The 18,105-nt window shown below is 70.0% G+C and carries 16 protein-coding genes and 1 riboswitch; of the genes, 11 read left to right on the top strand and 5 right to left on the bottom strand.

What is annotated here, in order from left to right:
* Positions 1 to 188 precede the first annotated feature (188 nt).
* Complete coding sequence (locus ACFXIV_RS35900; protein ID WP_379394791.1) at positions 189 to 1,682, bottom strand: MFS transporter; 1,494 nt, start codon at positions 1,680 to 1,682, stop codon at positions 189 to 191.
* 138 nt (positions 1,683 to 1,820) lie between these two features.
* Between ACFXIV_RS35900 and ACFXIV_RS35895 the strand changes: the two genes are divergently transcribed.
* From ACFXIV_RS35895 to ACFXIV_RS35880, 4 genes are all read left to right on the top strand, one after another.
* Positions 1,821 to 2,531 (top strand): TetR/AcrR family transcriptional regulator, encoded by a 711-nt coding sequence (locus tag ACFXIV_RS35895; RefSeq protein ID WP_379394789.1) that lies wholly within the window; start codon positions 1,821 to 1,823, stop codon positions 2,529 to 2,531.
* A gap of 12 nt (positions 2,532 to 2,543) precedes the next feature.
* Positions 2,544 to 2,655: riboswitch (SAM riboswitch) on the top strand.
* A gap of 96 nt (positions 2,656 to 2,751) precedes the next feature.
* The gene (locus ACFXIV_RS35890) at positions 2,752 to 4,101 is read left to right on the top strand and encodes a bifunctional o-acetylhomoserine/o-acetylserine sulfhydrylase (RefSeq protein ID WP_379394787.1); all 1,350 of its coding nucleotides are present in this window, start codon (positions 2,752 to 2,754) and stop codon (positions 4,099 to 4,101) included.
* Entirely contained in the window at positions 4,098 to 5,261 is a 1,164-nt protein-coding gene (locus ACFXIV_RS35885) for a homoserine O-acetyltransferase (RefSeq protein ID WP_379394785.1), read from the top strand. The genes ACFXIV_RS35890 and ACFXIV_RS35885 overlap by 4 nt, the downstream gene beginning before the upstream one ends.
* A gap of 179 nt (positions 5,262 to 5,440) precedes the next feature.
* A complete protein-coding gene (locus tag ACFXIV_RS35880) occupies positions 5,441 to 5,602 on the top strand; it encodes a hypothetical protein (protein WP_167659831.1) in 162 nt (53 codons plus the stop codon).
* An 88-nt stretch (positions 5,603 to 5,690) separates the two neighbouring features.
* Here ACFXIV_RS35880 and ACFXIV_RS35875 read toward each other — a convergent pair whose 3' ends face one another.
* Positions 5,691 to 6,008 (bottom strand): DUF3017 domain-containing protein, encoded by a 318-nt coding sequence (locus ACFXIV_RS35875; protein WP_379394784.1) that lies wholly within the window; start codon positions 6,006 to 6,008, stop codon positions 5,691 to 5,693.
* Between the two features lie 38 nt (positions 6,009 to 6,046).
* Here ACFXIV_RS35875 and ACFXIV_RS35870 point away from each other — a divergent pair, with 38 nt between their 5' ends.
* Entirely contained in the window at positions 6,047 to 6,511 is a 465-nt protein-coding gene (locus tag ACFXIV_RS35870; RefSeq protein WP_379381857.1) for a tRNA (cytidine(34)-2'-O)-methyltransferase, read from the top strand.
* 10 nt (positions 6,512 to 6,521) lie between these two features.
* Here the strand turns inward: ACFXIV_RS35870 and ACFXIV_RS35865 are convergent, their stop codons facing one another.
* Positions 6,522 to 6,782, bottom strand: a complete 261-nt coding sequence (locus tag ACFXIV_RS35865; protein WP_379381855.1) for a DUF167 domain-containing protein — start codon at positions 6,780 to 6,782, stop codon at positions 6,522 to 6,524.
* A gap of 141 nt (positions 6,783 to 6,923) precedes the next feature.
* Here ACFXIV_RS35865 and ACFXIV_RS35860 point away from each other — a divergent pair, with 141 nt between their 5' ends.
* Positions 6,924 to 7,931 (top strand): hypothetical protein, encoded by a 1,008-nt coding sequence (locus tag ACFXIV_RS35860; protein WP_379394782.1) that lies wholly within the window; start codon positions 6,924 to 6,926, stop codon positions 7,929 to 7,931.
* 103 nt (positions 7,932 to 8,034) lie between these two features.
* Here ACFXIV_RS35860 and ACFXIV_RS35855 read toward each other — a convergent pair whose 3' ends face one another.
* The gene (locus ACFXIV_RS35855) at positions 8,035 to 11,391 is read right to left on the bottom strand and encodes an error-prone DNA polymerase (protein WP_379394780.1); all 3,357 of its coding nucleotides are present in this window, start codon (positions 11,389 to 11,391) and stop codon (positions 8,035 to 8,037) included.
* A 181-nt stretch (positions 11,392 to 11,572) separates the two neighbouring features.
* Between ACFXIV_RS35855 and ACFXIV_RS35850 the strand changes: the two genes are divergently transcribed.
* Both ACFXIV_RS35850 and ACFXIV_RS35845 read left to right on the top strand, forming a co-directional pair.
* On the top strand, positions 11,573 to 12,559 hold the full coding sequence (locus tag ACFXIV_RS35850) for an SDR family NAD(P)-dependent oxidoreductase (RefSeq protein ID WP_379394778.1): 987 nt from the start codon (positions 11,573 to 11,575) through the stop codon (positions 12,557 to 12,559).
* Positions 12,560 to 12,751: 192 nt separating this feature from the next.
* Positions 12,752 to 13,510, top strand: coding sequence for a hypothetical protein (locus tag ACFXIV_RS35845; RefSeq protein WP_379394776.1), 759 nt, complete (start codon positions 12,752 to 12,754; stop codon positions 13,508 to 13,510).
* A 44-nt stretch (positions 13,511 to 13,554) separates the two neighbouring features.
* Here the strand turns inward: ACFXIV_RS35845 and ACFXIV_RS35840 are convergent, their stop codons facing one another.
* Positions 13,555 to 14,166, bottom strand: a complete 612-nt coding sequence (locus ACFXIV_RS35840; RefSeq protein WP_379394774.1) for a TetR/AcrR family transcriptional regulator — start codon at positions 14,164 to 14,166, stop codon at positions 13,555 to 13,557.
* Between the two features lie 88 nt (positions 14,167 to 14,254).
* Between ACFXIV_RS35840 and ACFXIV_RS35835 the strand changes: the two genes are divergently transcribed.
* From ACFXIV_RS35835 to ACFXIV_RS35825, 3 genes are all read left to right on the top strand, one after another.
* Positions 14,255 to 15,307, top strand: coding sequence for an alpha/beta hydrolase (locus ACFXIV_RS35835; protein ID WP_379394772.1), 1,053 nt, complete (start codon positions 14,255 to 14,257; stop codon positions 15,305 to 15,307).
* Between the two features lie 202 nt (positions 15,308 to 15,509).
* Positions 15,510 to 16,262: a hypothetical protein gene (locus tag ACFXIV_RS35830; RefSeq protein WP_379394770.1), complete on the top strand. Its 753-nt coding sequence runs from the start codon at positions 15,510 to 15,512 to the stop codon at positions 16,260 to 16,262.
* 178 nt (positions 16,263 to 16,440) lie between these two features.
* Positions 16,441 to 18,078: a DNA polymerase Y family protein gene (locus ACFXIV_RS35825; protein WP_379394768.1), complete on the top strand. Its 1,638-nt coding sequence runs from the start codon at positions 16,441 to 16,443 to the stop codon at positions 18,076 to 18,078.
* Positions 18,079 to 18,105 lie beyond the last annotated feature (27 nt).

Here is an 18,105-nt window from a genome sequence, read left to right as displayed (position 1 = left end):
TACTGCTGCTATCGATCTCACCGCTCGGGTGGCCCCCGCTGTGCGGGATTCAGTGCGGTTACCGATTAGTAGCTTTTCGCGTGACTTTACGCACTTTCCAGGATGCGAAAACCCGCGGCCCGCGGCAACCCCAAACCCGCGGACCGCGGGATATATGTTGCCGCGACCCGCGGGTGAATAGTCGGTAGTCAGACTCCCACGTGCACGTGCTCGGAACCTTCGAGCAGATTCTCCGGCTTGTCCCGCACCATGAACGCGATGATCGGAATGGTCACCAGGAAGAATCCCGCGCCGATCAGGAACGCGATGTCATAGGAATGAATCGCGGCCCGGGCCATCACGTGGTCGACGCCCGGATTGTTCTTCGCGAACCGCTCGGCCACCTGCACCGCGATCGTCGACAGCAGCGCGGTGCCGATCGCGCCGCCCACCTGCTGCGCGGCATTGAGCAGCGCGCTCGCGACACCGGAGTCACGCTCCTCGACCTGATGCAGCGCCGTGGTCTGCATGGCCACGAACAGCCCGCCCATGCCGAGCGCGATAAGAATCACTGCCGGCAACACACCCCCGGCGTAGCTGTCCCCGAAGCTCAGCCGCGACAGATACAGCAGCCCGGCCGTGCCCAGCACCGAACCGGTGATCATGAGCGGCCGCGGCCCGATCCGCGGCAGCAGCCCGCTCGCGACACCCGCGGAGATGACGATGCCGATGGGGAAGGGCAGGAACGCCACCCCCGCCTTCAGCGCCGACCAGCCCAGCGTGATCTGGAAGTAGTAGCTCATGTTGATGAACATGGCGAACATGGCGATCGGCAGCAGCAGCGCCACCAGGAACGAGCCGCCCCGGTTGATCTCCCCCGGAATACGCAGCGGCAGCAGCGGATTCGAGGACCGCCGTTCGATGGCGACGAAGGCGGCGAGCAGCGCGACGCCCGCGATCAGCAGGGCCAGGGTGGTGCTCGCGGTCCAGCCGTCGGAGGCCGCGCGGCTGAAGCCGTAGACCACCGAGACCAGGCCGAGCGTGGCGGTCACCGCGCCGGGCAGGTCGTAGCCGCCGGTGCGCGGCGCGGGCACGTCCCGGACCACGAAGGCGAGCGCGCCCAGGAAGGCGATCAGCGCGATCGGGGTGTTGACCAGCAGGCACCAGCGCCAGTTGGCGTATTCGGTGAGCGCGCCGCCCACGATCAGGCCGATGGCCGCGCCACCCGCGGACACACCCGCGAAGACGCCGAACGCGCGAGCGCGCTCCTTGGCCTCGGTGAAGGTGACCGACACCAGCGACAGCGCGGCCGGCGCGAGCAGGGCGGCGAACGCGCCCTGCAGCCCGCGCCCGGCGAAGAGTTCCGCGCCGTTCTGCGCGAGCCCGGCCAGCGCCGACGCCCCGGCGAAGCCGACCAGGCCGATCAGGAACATGCGGCGGCGGCCCAGGTAGTCGGCGAGGCGGCCGCCGAGCAGCAGCAGGCCGCCGAAGATCAGCGTGTAGGCGGTGAGCACCCACTGCCGGTCGCCGTCGCTGATGCCCAGGTCACGCTGGGCGAACGGCATGGAGATGGTGACGATGGTGGCGTCCAGCACCACCATCAGCTGGGCCATGGCGAGTACGCCCAGGGCCCACCAGCGCGCGGATCCGCGCCGGTCGGAGCTTTGTGATCGGTCTTCGAGTGTTGTTGTCGCGGCGGTCATGTTGTCTCCTCACGGATGGTTCGGGACACCCTCGACAATCTTGACCCCTGCAGCCAATTGGCGTCAAGGGAAATTTGTCGCACTGCGACAGTTGTCATAATGGGACAGCGGAAGCGTTCGAACCCTTACCATGGAGGCATGTCGGAGTTGTCAACTCACCTCGGTGTGATCGCACGTCACCGGCCGGGCCTGCGTGAGCGGAAGAAGGAACAGACCCGGGCGCGGATCATCGACGTCGCCCTACGGCTGTGCGACGACCAGGGCTTCGACGCCACCACCGTGGAACAGATCGCCGACGCGGCCGACGTCTCGCCGCGCACCGTGAACCGGTACTTCGACAGCAAGGAAGACATCGTCATCGCGCCCATCGCGGACTGGGCGCGGGCACACGCGGACGCGCTGCGCGAGCAGCCGACCACCGGCAACGAGCTGAAAGCGCTGCTGGACAGCTTCCTGTCCATCGTGGACCGCGTCGTCGACCACGACGAACCGCTGCCCTTCCGCTGGTTCCAGCAGATGCAGCGCATCATCCGGTCCACCGCCGCGGTGCGGGCGTGCAGCATGGCCGCGACCGAGAACAAGACCGAGCAGACCGCGCAGGTGCTGGCCGAACGCCTCGGCACCACCGTCGCGGATCTGCGAGTTCGATTGCTGCTCGGCACCTTCCACGCCATCATGCGGGCCGGCACCGAATCGGACTTCGATTCCGGCTTCGCCGACGAGCGTCTGATCGAGTCACCACGCCGCATGGCGGAGGCCGTGGTCGGCGCGTATCACGAATTCGTGCGCACCTGCGCGGGGCCCGCTGTGGCCAGCCCCACTTCCGAAACAGCGGCGTCCGCCCGCTAGAATCGCGCAACAGGTCAAGAGCATCAGCGTTAAGGCCCCGGCTTGCTGATCGGCAACCCTCCAGCTGCGGTGGGGTGCTCCGGGTGCAGACCGGGCGTTCGAAGGCCGAACGCAAGCGCAACTAGGAGGTCTACCGAAATGTGTTGTTGTCGAAGCCCATTCGCCTCTCGATAACGTCAAACTTCCGCCATTCGGCGACCTTGTTTTTGGAGCAGAACAGATGAGTGACTCGACCGCGCCCGCGGCCGTCTCGGCTGACGGCACCCTGGATCCGGCCGGCTGGTCCTTCGAGACCAAGCAGATTCACGCCGGACAGGCTCCCGATCCGGCCACCGGAGCCCGCGCCCTGCCCATCTACCAGACCACCTCCTACGCCTTCCGCGACACCGATCACGCCGCCGCGCTGTTCGGGCTCGCCGAGCCGGGCAATATCTACACCCGCATCATGAACCCCACCCAGGACGCGGTGGAGCAGCGCATCGCCGCGCTCGAGGGCGGTGTGGCCGCGCTGCTGCTGGCCTCCGGTCAGGCCGCGGAAACCTACGCGATCCTGAATCTGGCGCAGGCCGGCGACCACATCGTGGCCAGCCCGCACCTGTACGGCGGCACCTACAACCTGCTGCACTACTCGCTGCCCAAGCTGGGCATCGAGGTCAGCTTCGTCGAGGATCCGGACGATCTCGAGCAGTGGCGCGCGGCCGTGCGGCCCAACACCAAGGCGTTCTACGGGGAGACGGTCGCCAATCCGAGCAGCTCGGTGCTCGACATCCCGGGTATCGCCGAGGTCGCGCACGCGGCAGGCGTGCCGCTGATCGTGGACAACACCGTCGCCACGCCGTACCTGATCCAGCCGCTGCGGCTGGGCGCGGACATCGTCGTGCACTCGGCCACCAAGTACCTGGGCGGCCACGGCTCCGCGGTCGCGGGTGTGATCGTGGACGGTGGCAACTTCGACTGGACCGTGCGGGACGCGGCGGGCGAGTCCCGCTTCCCGGGTTTCACCACCCCGGACCCCAGCTACCACGGCGCCGTGTTCGCCGATCTCGGCGCGCCGGCCTACGCGCTCAAGGCGCGGGTGCAGCTGCTGCGCGATCTGGGCGCGGCGGTGTCGCCGTTCAACGCCTTCCTCATCGCGCAGGGCATCGAGACGCTGAGCCTGCGCGTCGAGCGGCACGTGGCCAACGCCCAGGCGGTGGCCGAGTTCCTGGCCGAGCAGCCCGGCGTCGAGAAGGTCTACTACGCAGGGCTGCCCAGCTCCCCGTGGTTCGAGCGGGGCAAACAGCTGGCACCCAAGGGCGTCGGTGCCATCGTCTCCTTCGAGCTGGCCGGCGGCGTGGATGCCGGCAAGAAGTTCGTGGAGGCGCTGGTGCTGCACAGCCATGTCGCTAACATCGGGGACGTGCGCTCGCTCGTCATCCACCCGGCCTCCACCACGCATTCCCAGCTGACGCCCGCCGAGCAACTGGCTTCCGGTGTCACACCTGGTCTGGTCCGGTTGGCAGTGGGTATCGAGGGGATCGGCGACATCCTGGCGGATCTGCGCGCCGGACTGACGGCGGCGGCAAGTTGACCGTGAACATCGAATCGAGCACGTCCCGGCACGCGGCGGAGCTGCTGCTGCCGCCGCCCGACGGGACGCTCGGCAGCATTGCCATCGGGGATATCGAGCTCGAGACCGGAGCCGTCATTCCCGATGTCACGCTGGCTGTGCAGCGGTGGGGCGAACTATCGGCGAACGCGGACAACGTGGTGCTCGTGGAGCACGCGCTGACCGGTGATTCGCACGTGGTGGGCCCCGCCGACGTGCATCACGGCCAGGCCGGCTGGTGGGACGGCATCGTGGGTCCCGGCGCGCCGGTGGACACCCGCGAGTGGTGCGTCATCGCCACCAATGTGCTCGGCGGCTGCAAGGGCAGCACCGGGCCGTCCTCGTTGGCCGCGGACGGAAAGCCCTGGGGCGCAAGGTTTCCCGAGATCTCCATCCGCGATCAGGTGACCGCCGAGATCACGCTGTTCGACCTGCTCGGCATCGACCGCCTGGCCGCCGTGGTCGGCGGCTCCATGGGCGGCATGCGGGTGCTGGAATGGATGGTCGCCCGGCCCGAGCGGGTCGGCGCGGCTCTGGTGCTGGCGGTCGGCCCGCGCGGCACCGCCGACCAGATCGGCACCCAGACCACCCAGATCGCGGCCATCACGGCCGATCCGGACTGGCAGGGCGGCAACTACCACGGCACCGGGCGCGCCCCGATGACCGGCATGGGCATCGCCCGGCGCATCGCGCACCTGACCTACCGCACCGAGTTCGAGCTCGACCATCGCTTCGAGAACCATGCCCAGGGCGATGAGGACCCGTGGGCGGGTGGGCGTTACGCGGTGCAGAGCTATCTGGAGTACCAGGCCGACAAGCTGATCTCGCGGTTCGACCCGGCCACCTACGTGCTGCTCACCGAGGCCATGAACCGCCACGACGTGGGCCGTGGCCGCGGCGGTATCGCGGCGGCGCTGGGGTCCACGCCGGTGCCGTGCGTGGTCGGCGGGGTGGACTCGGATCGGCTGTTCCCGCTGCGTACCCTGCAGGAGCTGGCCGATCTGCTGCCGGGTTCCAAGGGGCTGGAGATCATCCGGTCCCGGGACGGCCACGACGGATTCCTGACCGAGACCGAGGCGGTCGGCAAACTCATGCTCGAGACGATGGATCTGGCCCGCACCCAGCGCGAGTCGGACCGCTGAAGCAACGCTGCCCGTCCGCTGTATCTCCGCTGCCTCACCGGAGGCGCGTTACCTCGCGTATCGTGTCCGTTTCGCTCGAATTGCCGTGACGCGCTTCCGGTTTCGCGCATATGACACCTCCGTAACCGACGGCCCGGAATACGTGTGCGCAAGGCTCGGCACACGTAATGTATTCAGACATGACCGCCGCATTCGATGACATGGATCTGCGCGATCTCGTCGATCTGCTCTCCGAGGACGAGCAGCGTGAACTTCGCCCGGCCATACTCCGTGTCCTGCACAGACTCCCGGACCAGGAAGTGTTGCGCCGTGAGCTCGGCCGCCGCATAACCTCGGTCTAGCAATCCCCCAGCGCCGCGGGTTCGCGGCCACCCTCCGATCGAACATTCAGCGCCGCGACTCCGGTCGCGGCCCCGACCTCGGCGCGGTCTAGGTGACGCCGAGGCTGCTGATGGTCGCGGCCAGCGCGATGATCGCGCCGCCCAGCACCGTCAGCCAGGCGACGTCGAAACCCTTGCTGCGCACCGCGAGCAGACCGGCCCGGTCGGTCGGCAGAATCAGCCGCAGTGCCGCCGCCAGCAGCGTCCCGCCGCCGAAGAAGAAGGTGCCGCGCCGCCAGCGGTCCCAGGCCAGGAAGACCACGGCCACCACCAGCACCACCGCTACCAGCAGTATGGGCAGATTGCCCCGGACGAACTCCCCCGCACGACTGCTACGGCTCTCGGGTGCGGCATGGGCTGGAGTCACCGGACGAGCTTATCCGGCCCTCTGCGATGCTGGAGCCCGTGTTCCATCTCGTGTTCTTCGAACCTCGCATCCCCCCGAATACCGGCAATGCCATTCGGCTGGCGGCCGGCACCGGCTGCGAACTGCACCTGATCGAACCGCTCGGCTTCGACCTATCCGAGCCGAAGCTACGCCGGGCCGGGTTGGACTACCACGACCTGGCCGTCGTCACCGTGCACAAGAGTCTCGCCGCCGCGTGGGACGCCATTCGGCCCGAGCGGGTCTTCGCCTTCACCGCGACGGCCACCACCCACAGCACCGATGTCGCCTATCGCTCGGGCGATGTGCTGCTCTTCGGGCCCGAGCCGACCGGGTTGCCCGAGGAGGTGCTAGCCGATCCCCGCGTCACCGAGCAGCTGCGCATCCCGATGCTGCCGGGCCGGCGCTCGATGAATCTGTCCAATGCCGCGGCCGTCGCCGTGTACGAGGCCTGGCGGCAGCTGGGTTTTCCGGGCGCGGTCTGAGTTTCCGGGATCAGTCGTCGATTTCGAAGCGCTTGAAGCGGGAGGTCGCACCGCCGGTCAGGCGGACCGCGGATTTGGGGACGCCGTAGTGGGCGGCCAGCAGCTCGATGGCGGCCTTGTTGGCCTTGCCCTCCACCGCCGGGGCGCGGACGTACAGCTGCAGCGCGCCATCGTCGAGGATCTCGACCAGGGGCCCCTTCTTGCTGCCGGGTTTGATGGTCGCCCGGACCACTGTCGACACGCCGCACTCCCTTCCCGCGCCCGACCCCATTGTCGCGGACGGGGTCCGGGTCAACGGGTGGGGCCTGCGATACAGCGCACAGGCTCGAGGGCAGCGATCGAGGCGGGGACGTCGTAGTGTCGCAGGCGATGCCGCGGCGGCAGGGAAGGCCGCCCGGAAAGGAAAGTTCAGATGGTCAAGCGTTTGCTGTTGCTGCTGTCGGCGGTGGCGGGGGTGATCCTGCTGGCGACGGGTACGGCCGCGGCCGGGCCGGTCACCGTTCACGACGATTCCAAGGTGCTCGATGTCACCAAGGTGACGAATGCCGCGCTGCAGCTGACGGATCCGGTACAGATCTTCACCACCGAGAAGTACTCCGACGATCGCGCCAAGTTCGATACGGAGACCCAGACCCACGTCAAGAATCCGACCGACGTGGTGCTGGCCATCAATACCAAGACCAAGTGGCTGACCATCCGCACCGGCGCGAATTCCCACATCCGCGACACCACGCCCGCGGGGACCGCCTTCGGAAACGCGCTCGGCAGTGGCGATTACACAGGTGCGACCATCGCGGCGCTGGGCGCCTTGAAGACGGCCGCCGATCAGGCCGCGCCCACCAGTGTCAAGGCCGGCAACCCGGCCCCCGCCCACCAGCCCGTCGCCAAGCCCGAGAGCAAGAGCAGCGGCTGGGGCTGGCTGGGCCTGCTGTGTCCGATCCTGGTCATCGGCGGCATCATCGCGGCGGTCGTCGCGTTCGTCCGCCGTCGCCGCGGCACCCCGCCGCCCCCGCCCGCCCCGTTCGGTGGCGGTGGTTTCGGCGGCGGCTACGCCCCGGGCGGCCCGGGCTACGGCGGCCCGGGCTACGGCGGCCCGCCCCCGCCGCCCTACGGCGGTGGCCGTCCCGGCATGAGCCCCGGTGCCGCGGCCGGTCTCGGCGCGGTCGGCGGCGCCCTGGGCGGCGGCCTGCTCGGCTACGAACTCGGCCGGATGGAAGGCGAACACGAACGCGACCGCGGCCCGGAATACGGCCCGCCCCCGGAGTCCGGCGGCTACGGCGGTTACGACCCCGGCCCCCAGGAGTGGGGCGGAGGCGGCGGCGACTACGACTTCGGCGGTGGAAGCGATTTCGGCGGCGGTGACTCCGGTGGCGGCGGCGACTTCGGTGGCGGCGGCGATTCCGGAGGCGGCGACTTCTAGCTGCTCGCCGATACAGGAGAAAACCCTTGGCGCGCCCTGCATCTCACCCGTGCGGGGCGCGCCGTTCGATGCGACAACCGAAATATGGTGCCGGCGGCCGCGTTCAGCGGAAGTCGCGGGAACGGCCCTCGATGCGCAGGTCCATGCGCTGCAGATGGTCGGCGACGATGGTGACCGCGCCCTCGGCGTTCTGCACCCGCCCGCGGATGAGCAGGGCGCGCGCGGTGGTGGCCAGGCGGCGGTAGCGGGCCCAGAGGCCGACCGAGCAGACCACGTTCACCATGCCGGTCTCGTCCTCCAGATTGAGGAAGGTGACCCCGCCCGCGGTGGCCGGACGCTGCCGGTGGGTGACCGCGCCGCCGACGAGAACCCGGGTGCCGTCACGAATGTCGAGCAGCTGCGCGGCGGGGATGACGCCGAGCGCGTCGAGGCGCTCGCGCAGGAATTCGGTCGGATAGCTGCCGGGCGAGACGCCGGTGGCCCACACGTCGGCGGCGGCCAGCTCCAGCGCGCTCATCCCGGGCAGGGCGGGTGCGGCGGTGGCCGCGCCGGTGCCGGGCAGCCGGTCGGGTCGTTCCCCGGCGGCCGCGCCCGCCGCCCACAGCGCCTCGCGGCGGGTGCCGCCGAGACTGGTCAGCGCGCCCGCGGTGGCCAGCGCTTCGGCCTGCGGCACGCTCAGCTCCACGCGCCCGGTGAGGTCGAGAAACGTGGTGTAGGGCCCGATTTCGCGGGCGGCCACGATCTGTTCGGCCAGCTCGGTGCCGATGTGCCGGACCGCGGCCAGCCCCAGCCGGATCTCGAGGCCCTGTGCCTCCAGGGTCGCCTCGGTCAGGCTGTGGTTGATGTCGGGCCCGTGCACCACCACCCCGTGCCGTCGCGCGTCGGCGACCAGCGACTGCGGCGAGTAGAACCCCATAGGCTGGGCGCGCAGCAGTCCCGCGCAGAAGGCGGCCGGGTGATGCAGCTTGAACCACGCCGAGTAGAACACCAGTGAGGCGAAACTCTGCGAATGGCTTTCCGGGAAACCGAAATTCGCGAAGGCGTACACCTTCTCGTAGATGCGGTCGGCCACCTCGCCGGTGATGCCGTGCAGGTCCTTCATGCCCTGATAGAAGCGGGCCCGCAGCCGTTCCATCTTTTCCGGTGACCGTTTGGATCCCATGGCGCGGCGCAGCTGATCGGCCTCGGCGGCGGTGAATCCGGCGACGTCCACGGCCATCTGCATGAGCTGCTCCTGGAACAGCGGCACGCCGAGGGTGCGTTCCAGCGCGTTCTCCAGTGCCGGATGGTCGTAATCGGGCTTCTCCCTGTCATTGCGGCGACGGATGTAGGGGTGTACCGACCCGCCCTGGATCGGTCCCGGCCGGATGAGCGCCACCTCCACCACCAGGTCGTAGAAATTCCGCGGCTTCAGGCGCGGCAGGGTCGCCATCTGCGCGCGGGACTCCACCTGGAAGACGCCGACGGAGTCGGCGCGGCACAGCATGTCGTAGACGGCTTCCTCGCCCAGGTCCAGCCGATGCAGTTCGACGGTGTGCCCCTTGTGCTCGGCCACCAGGTCGATCATGTAGTGCAGCGCCGACAGCATGCCCAGCCCGAGCAGGTCGAACTTGACCAGTCCCGCCGACGCGCAGTCGTCCTTGTCCCACTGCAGCACACTGCGATCGGCCATGCGCGCCCATTCGGTCGGGCACACGTCGGCGATGGGCCGGTCGCAGATCACCATGCCGCCGGAGTGGATGCCCAAATGCCTTGGCAGCCCCTCCAATTCACCGGCCAGCGCGAGGACGTCGCCGGGGATGTCGGTGTGCTGCTCTTCCGCCACGCCCGTCCAGCGGCTCACCTGTTTGCTCCAGGCGTCCTGCTGTCCGGTCGAAAAGCCCAGGGCGCGTGCGGCATCCCGCACCGCGGAGCGCCCGCGATAGGTGATCACATTGGCCACCTGCGCCGCGTATTCGCGCCCGTACTTGGCGTAGACGTGCTGGATGGCCTCCTCGCGCCGATCCGATTCGATGTCCACGTCGATGTCCGGCGGCCCGTCCCGCTCCGGCGACAGGAACCGTTCGAACAGCAGCTTGTTGGCGACCGGGTCCACATTGGTGATGCCGATGGCGTAGCAGACCGCCGAATTGGCCGCGGAACCCCGGCCCTGGCAGAGGATGTCGTTGTCGCGGCAGAAGCTGACGATGTCGTGCACGACCAGGAAGTAGCCCGGGAAGTTCAGGGTGGCGATCACGTCCAGTTCGTGTTCCAGCTGCCGATAGGCGTCCGGGCTCCCGGCCTGTGGCCCGTAGCGGCGGGCCGCGCCGCGGAGGGTGAGCTCGCGCAGCCACGAGTTCTCGTCGTGGCCGTCCGGCACGTCGAAGGGCGGCAGTTGGGGCGCGATCAGCCGCAGGTCGAACGCGCAGTCCCGGCCCAGCGCAACGGCATTCGCCACCGCTTCGGGGCAGGCGGCGAACAGCCGCGCCATCTCGTCGCCGGAGCGCAGGTGCGCGCCGCCGGTGGGGGCCAGCCAGCCGGCCATGTCGTCGAGGCTGGAGCGGGCCCGGATGGCGGCCAGCGCCATGGCTCGGCGCCGGTGCGGCGGGGCCGCGAAATGCGCTCCGGTGGTGGCGAGTACGGGCAGCCCGACCCGGTCGGCGAGGGCGATGAGCCGGGCATTGCGCTCATCGTCCTCGGGAATGCCGTGGTGGGTGAGCTCCACGCTCACGTGCTCGCGCCCGAACCGTTCGATCAGATCGCGCAGCGCCGCCTCGGCCGCCGCGTCGCCCTGCCGAAGTGCCTGTCGCACAGTCCCTTTGCGGCAGCCGGTGAGAATGTGCCAGTGCCCGCCCGCCGCGGCGGTGAGCCGTTCCAGGTCGTAGCGCAGGATGCCCTTCTCCCCCGCCGCCATGTGCGCGGCGGCCATCTCCCGCGACAGCCGCCGATACCCCTCCTGCCCGCGGGCCAGCACCAGCAGGTGCGGTCCGGCCGGGTCGGGTGTGCCGGTGCGCGGCTCGGAATTCAGTGCGTCCGACTCGGATTCGCGGCCGCGCCGCCGCCCGCGGGGCGCCAGGTGCGCACCGGCGCGGGCCGCGGTGCCGATGGACAGCTCGGCGCCGAAGATGGTCGGCATCCGCCATTCCCGCGCTGCCTCCGCGAACCGCACCACGCCGTAGAACCCGTCGTGATCGGTCAGCGCGAGGGCCTCCAGGCCCAGTCGCACGGCTTCCTCCACGAGTTCTTCGGGCTGGCTGGCGCCGTCGAGGAAGCTGTAGGCCGAGTGCGTGTGCAGCTCGGCGTACGGCACCGCCGATCGCGCGACCCGCCCGAGTTCCCCCGCCTCGTACTTCTCCCGCTTTCGTGACCAGGCCGGGCTGTCGCCGCCGTCGCCGTCGACCGGCTTGCGCGCGGGATCGAGCCGTCCGGACAGCACCCGTTCCATCTCCGCCCACGAAGGCGGGCCGTTGTGCCAGCCCATGACGCATCTCCTCCGCAATCCGACCGGTCTCGAGTATCGAACATACATTCGAAACCGATTGGTCTCTACAGCGGCACGCACCAAATCCCCGGAGGCCGATTCAGAGGTGGGCAACCACACTGTGGCGCGGTAACTTACTTTGGAGTAAGTTACAGGCAATTCAACCTGCAAGGGAGCAGCGATGACCGATAGCTCGGCCGACAACGGCACCGGTTACCTGGCCCGACGGCGCGCCCGCCGCGATCTGGCCGGCAAGCACGTCGTCATCACCGGCGCATCCTCCGGCATCGGCCGCTCGGCCGCGCTCGCCGTCGCCGAGAAGGGCGCGGTCGTCATCCTGCTGGCCCGCCGCGCCGACGAGCTGTCCACCGTGGTGGACGAGATCACCGCCGCGGGCGGCGCCGCGTTCGGCTACCCGTGCGATGTCACCGATCAGGACTCGGTCGACCGGACCCTGCAGGCCGTGCTCGACACCCACGGGCACGTCGACATGCTGGTCAACAATGCCGGCCGCTCCATCCGCCGCGCCGTGCACCGATCCACCGACCGCATGCACGACTTCGAGCGCACCATGGCCGTCAACTACTTCGGCGCGGTGCGCATGACCCTGGGCCTGCTGCCCGGTATGCGGGAGCGCCACGACGGTCACATCGTGAACATCTCCAGCGCCGGCGTCCAGGTCGCCACCCCGCGCTTCGCCGCCTACCTGGCCAGCAAGGCGGCCCTGGACAAGTTCGCCGAGGTGACCGCGGCCGAAATGCGTTCCAGCAACATCACTTTCACCACCATCCACATGCCGCTGGTCCGCACCCCCATGATCACCCCGAGCGGCGACCAGGGCACCGGCACCCAGTCCCCGGAGTGGGCGGCGGCGCTCATCGTGCGGGCCCTCACCGAGCGCCGCCGCCGCATCGACGTGCCGCTCGGCACCCTGGCCGAGTACGGCTCCATGTTCGCACCCGGCATCAAGGAGCGGGTCCTGCACCGCTACTACCGCGCCATCCCCGACTCCCCCGCGGCCAAGGGCGAGGCGGTGCCCGAACCGGAGACGTTCGACGTGGACATCGTTGTCCCGCAACGCCGCCGCCGCACCGTCCCGCCCGCGGTCCGCGTCACCGGAACCGCCCTGCGCCGCGCGGCCCGGCTGGTCCCGGGCACCCACTGGTGACCACCCGCTGACCCGGACCCGCCCTGCTCAGGGCCGCACCTGGCCCTGCTCGGCCGTTTCGCCCCGCTGTGCACCGACGCCGACGCCGCGATCGCCGTCCCGCTGCTGCGTGAGGCATTCGCCGCCCTGCCCGGCCTGGACCCCTATCAGCGGCGCGCGTACGCCGCGCACGGCGATATCCGGGCATTCGGCGTGGATTGGCTGCAGGACGACGAAACCGGTTGGTGGTACCTCGATTACGTCGAGCAGCCGGACGATCCCTATCACGATGATCCGGACTACCCCGCCGACGACCTGTACTCGATGCGCGACCCGGACGATCCCGAATTCCCCTTCGACGCACTGGCAACCGCTGTCGACCGGGCACGCGCCCGCTGCGCGGCCGTCCGCGACCAGCCCTGGTCCAGACACCCCGAGGTCGAGGCGGCCGCCCAGACCTTCGCCGCCGATCCGACAGCGGCGCACCGGACAGCCCTGACCACCGCGCTGCACACCGCGGGTTGCACCGACCGGTCCGTCCTGTCGGCGCTGTCCCCCGGCGCGGGTGAACTCCGCGCCCTGGTCATGACCGAGCTCCTCCTCGGCGTCGACCCTCACACCCTGCCGCGAACCCGCTCCGACCACACATCCCCACCGCCCCGCCGCTACCACGCCCACGCCTACCTGCCCGTTTCCTCCTCCGAAGCCCCTCGAAACGGTCCGGCATCACAGCTGAAGCCTCTTCTCAACGCCGCCCTGCGAGCCGCCGGACTGGGAACCACCACGCACGGACCCGCCCGCGTGGGCCGAAGGGACGGCAGCTGGGTCGACGACCTCCCCCTGACAGTGATCGACGATTGGCGCGCGGCGATCGAAGTCATACGCGATGTCCTGCTCACAGCCGAAGCTCCGGCAGGCAGCAGCATCGAAATAACCCGGCACGGCGAAACCGTGGTGGTCACCCTCGACTGACTCCCCCGCCCCGAATCACCGAGTGTGGCACTGTCCGGGATCGGCTACTTGCGGCAGGCCCCGGCGCGGACGGCGATGAGGGCGGTGGCGGCGGCGCGGTCGGATACGGCATAGGTCAGGGGTTCGCCGGTGACCAGGAAGCGGTAGTAGAGGGGCGCGGTGACGAGGCCGATGAGTTCGCGAACGTCGGTGTCCCCGGGCAGTTCACCGCGGTCGACGGCGGCGGTGACGATGGTTTCGGCGGCTCGATAGCGGCCGGCGTAGAGGTCGCGTTTGAGATCGGCGATCCGCGGATCGTTCGCGGCGTCGGAGAACAGGGTGCGGATGGCTCCGGCGACGGACGGGTCGTCACTGGTGAGCAGATCGACCAGGGCGCGGCCGAATTGGCGCAGGTCGGATTCGACGGCGCCGGTGCGCGGGATCGGGAACAGACCTTCCACCAGGTCGGCGACGGCCGCGGCGAGCACGGATTCCTTTGTCTGCCAACGGCGATAGATCGTGGTCTTGTGCACTCCGGAGCGTTCGGCGATGCGGTCCACGGACAGCGCCGCATAGCCGTGCTCCGCGAGTTCGCGCAACGCGGCGTCGAGAACCGCGGCGCGGACCTTGCCGGTGCGCCCTCCGGCGCGAACGGTGCCCGGTGCTCCTTCAGCCATAAATGCAACTTCCTGTTGTGTTAGACGCCCCAGTATGCCATGATCTCTAACGCAACCAGATGTTGCATTAGCGCGAAGGGATGCCACCATGACCTACGAATTCCCCGTCGACACCGCCGCCCTCTTCGGTGAGCGCCGCCCCCAGTTCATCAATCTGGGCCTGCCCGCCGAGGATGTCGATCGCACCGCCGCCCGTATCACCGAGATGTGGGCGGACGCGCCCGGCGGGTGGACATACGAATTCTCTTCCCTGGCAAGCGAATACGCCGACCGTGGCGAACACTACCGGGCGGCGCTGGCCTACGGTGCGGCCAAGTTTCCATCCTTGGCGAACGATGCCCGGCGTACGGCCCTGCGGCATCAGCTCGAGCAGTACACCTCGGCCGCACCGGGTTTCGGCGCGCACTTCGAGCGGCGGATCCTGGAACTGCCCTACCGCGACGGCACGATCTCCGTTCCCGTGCACCTGCTTTCGGCCGATGACGACTATGCGGCCAGGCCGGTGCTGATCGCCAGCGGCGGCCTCGACACCTGGAAGATGGACCTGCACGACATCTCACTGACTTTCGTGCGCGGCGCCGGGGTGACGGTCATGGGCTTCGACCACCCGGGCACCGGAGAAACCGAGGCGCCGCTGGACGCCCATGCCGACGAGGTGATCGACGGCCTCATCGCCGAGGCGCGCCGACTGGGCAATGGCAGGGCCGGCCACTTCGGGCTGTCGTACGGCGGCAACTTCGCCGCCGCGTCGGGCCTGCGTGGCGCGGTGGACGCGGCCATCGATCTCGGCGGGCCGATCGTGGACTCGTTCGAAAAGGAGAACTTCCAGCACCTGATGTTCGGCATGAAGGACATCGCGGGCAATGCCTTCGGCTTCACCACCGCGCCGACCCCGGACGAGATCATGGCCGCCAGCAAGCCCTTCATCCGCGCCGATCTGCTTGCACGGGACGACAATTCGCCGATGTTGATCGTCAATGGCGCCGACGACGTACACATCACCGCGTCCGACACCCTGACCTTCTCCGGCCGTCGCGACACCGAGGTTCATCTCATTCCCGGCACCGGCCACGTCGCCGCCTCCAAGCTTCCCGAGGTCCTCCCCCTCATGACCACCTGGCTCCGCAACCACCTCGTGTGAAGCCGGCCGTCGCGGCAGCACTCCTGGCGCCCGGGAAGCGTGACGGATACGGCGCTTGATCACACGCCTCTTGACGCGTCCTGGGATTCGAGTTCTACTGTGCATTGATCGAACAAACTTTCGATTATGTTAGGTAGCTAGCTCGGTGCTGGCTTGCGTTGCCGAGGGTTGGGTCCCGTCGACTGGGAGAGGTGGTCAATAGATGGGTGCGGCTGCGGAGGCCAGGCGGGCGCAGTTGGCCGAGTTGCGGCGGCGGATGGCCGCCGTGCCCGCGCGCGGGGCCGAGGTGGCGGCCCATGTGCCTGTGTCCGAGGAGCCGCGGCGAGAGTCCTTGCCGGTGCCGGGGGCGCTCGAAAACCTTTTACCCGATGGCGGATTGGCCAAGGGATCGGTGGTCGTCTACAACGGCGCAGGGTCGCTGATCTCGGGGCTGCTGGCCGCGGTGACGGGCTCCGGGGGGCATGCCGCGGTGGTCGGACTGCCGCGGCTGGGGTTGCTGGCCGCCGCGGAGATGGGGGCCCGGCTCGACCGGCTGGCGGTGGTCTCCGATCCCGGACCGGACCCGCTCGAAGTTGCCTCCGTATTGCTGGATGGCCTGGACCTGGTGGTGCTCGGGCTGAACGGTCTCGCCGTCCCCATGTCCCGAGCCCGCATCCTCGCCGCCCGCGCCCGCAGCAAGAACTCCACCCTGATGGTGACCAACGGCTCCTGGTCCGGTTCCGCCCTGCACATCGACACCCGGGTCGCCGGATACAGCGGCCTGGGCCGCGGCTGCGGCCGCCTGCGCACCGTCCGCCTCGACGTCTCCGTCCGCGGCCGCTCCGCCCAACCCCGCTCCGGCCACCTGGCCCTCAGCCCCGCCGACGGTCGCGTCGAATGGGTCGCCACCCCCGGCCCCGCCCGGCCCGCCGCCGCTCCCGAACCACTGCGCCCGGCGCGTCATGCCGCGTCCTGACCGATCGCCTACCGCCGCCCCGACCGCCTCCGGCCAGGCGATAGCGCCTGCGGCGCAGCGGATTTCCCGTGCCCTCCGGGTGCACCCGCGTGTGGGCGGGCGTCATGTCGCGGCCTGACCGCCGCGATTGCCGTCCGGCTGCCGACCGCTACGGTAGCGCCGCGAGAGCAGGCCGGTCGTGAAGGCGCGGCGGGTGCTCGTGGTGTGGTGCCCGGATTGGCCCGCGGTGGCGGCGGCTGCCGAGGCGGGCGCGGAGGCCACTCGCGCGGTGGCGGTGTTCGCGGCCAATCGGGTGGTGGCCTGTACGGCGGTGGCACGGGCGGAAGGGATCCGCCGGGGCCTGCGGAAGCGGGAGGCTCAGGGTCGCTGCCCGGATCTGCTGGTGGCACAGGATGATCCGGATCGCGACGCCCGTCTGTTCGAACCCGTGGTGGCGGCCGTGGACGCGACCGTGCCGGGCGTCGAGGTGCTGCGCCCGGGCATGCTGGCGCTCTCGGCGCGCGGCGCGGCGCGGTTCTTCGGCTCCGAGCAGGCCGCCGCCGAGCGCCTGGTGGACGCCGTGGCGGCGGTCGGCGTGGAATGCCAGATCGGCATTGCCGACGAGCTGTCCACCGCGGTCTTCGCCGCCCGCAGCGCCACCCTGGTCCCGCCCGGCCGGGGCGCGGAATTCCTTGCGCCCATGCCGGTTTCGGAGCTGGCGGTGGAACCGGTGCTGGCCGCACCGCAGCGCGTCGAACTGGTGGATCTGCTGCACCGGCTGGGCCTGCGCCGCATCGGCGACTTCGCGGCCCTCACCCCCGCCGAGGTGGCGTCGCGGTTCGGCGCGGACGCGATCATCGCGCACCGCTGCGCCCGCGCGGTCCCGGAGCGCCCGCCCGCCGCCCGCCTGCCCGCCGCCGACCTGACCGTGGAGCACCGCTGCGATCCCCCGATCGAACGCGTCGACATGGCCGCCTTCGCGGGCCGCCTGCTCGCCACCGAGCTGCACACCAAGCTCTCCGCCGCCGCCGTGGCCTGCACCCGTCTGGTCATCCACGCCGAAACCGAAGCGGGCGAGGAGTTCTCCCGCATCTGGCGCTGTGCCGAACCGCTCACCCCGGACAGCACCGCCGACCGCATCCGCTGGCAGCTCGACGGCTGGCTCACCCGCCGTGCCCTCGATCGCGGCCGGACCCGCGCCGCGGCTCCCGGTTCGCCGGAGGCACACGACGACCGGGATGCCGGCCCGAACGCGGCCGTCACCCTCCTGCGCCTGGAACCCGTCGAGGTGGTGTCGGCCGGCGCCCTGCAACTCGGCCTGTGGGGTGGGGTCGGCGAGGACGAGGAGCGGGCGCGCCGCGCGCTGATCCGGGTGCAGAGTCTGCTGGGCGGTGACGCCGTGCGCATGGGTGTGCTCAGCGGCGGCCGCGGCCCGGGGGAGCGCATCACCATGGTCACCCTCGGTGACGAGCCGGTGCCCGCGACCGATCCGGCCCAACCCTGGCCCGGCCGGCTTCCCGAGCCCGCTCCGGCGCTGGTGCTCACCCATCATCCGGAGGTGCGCCTCGAGGCTGCCGACGGTTCCCAGATCTGGGTCACCGAGCGCGGCCTGTTCACCGCCGATCCCGCCCACCTGCACTGGGGCAGCAGCTCCTGGCGGCTGACCGGCTGGGCCGGACCCTGGCCGGTCGACGATCGCTGGTGGACACACCGTTTCGAGCACGGCTTCGCCGCCCGCGCCCAGGTACAGCTGGACGCCGAGGACGCCACCCGCCTGCGCGCGCTGCTCCTGCTCGGCTACAACAGCGCCTGGCATGTGGAGGGGCTCTACGAGTAGGCGCCGCTCAAATGCCCAGCGGCGGTG

Source organism: Nocardia sp. NPDC059236, assembly GCF_042754085.1.
Lineage (GTDB): Bacteria > Actinomycetota > Actinomycetes > Mycobacteriales > Mycobacteriaceae > Nocardia.
This window is presented reverse-complemented; position numbering and strand designations above follow the sequence as displayed.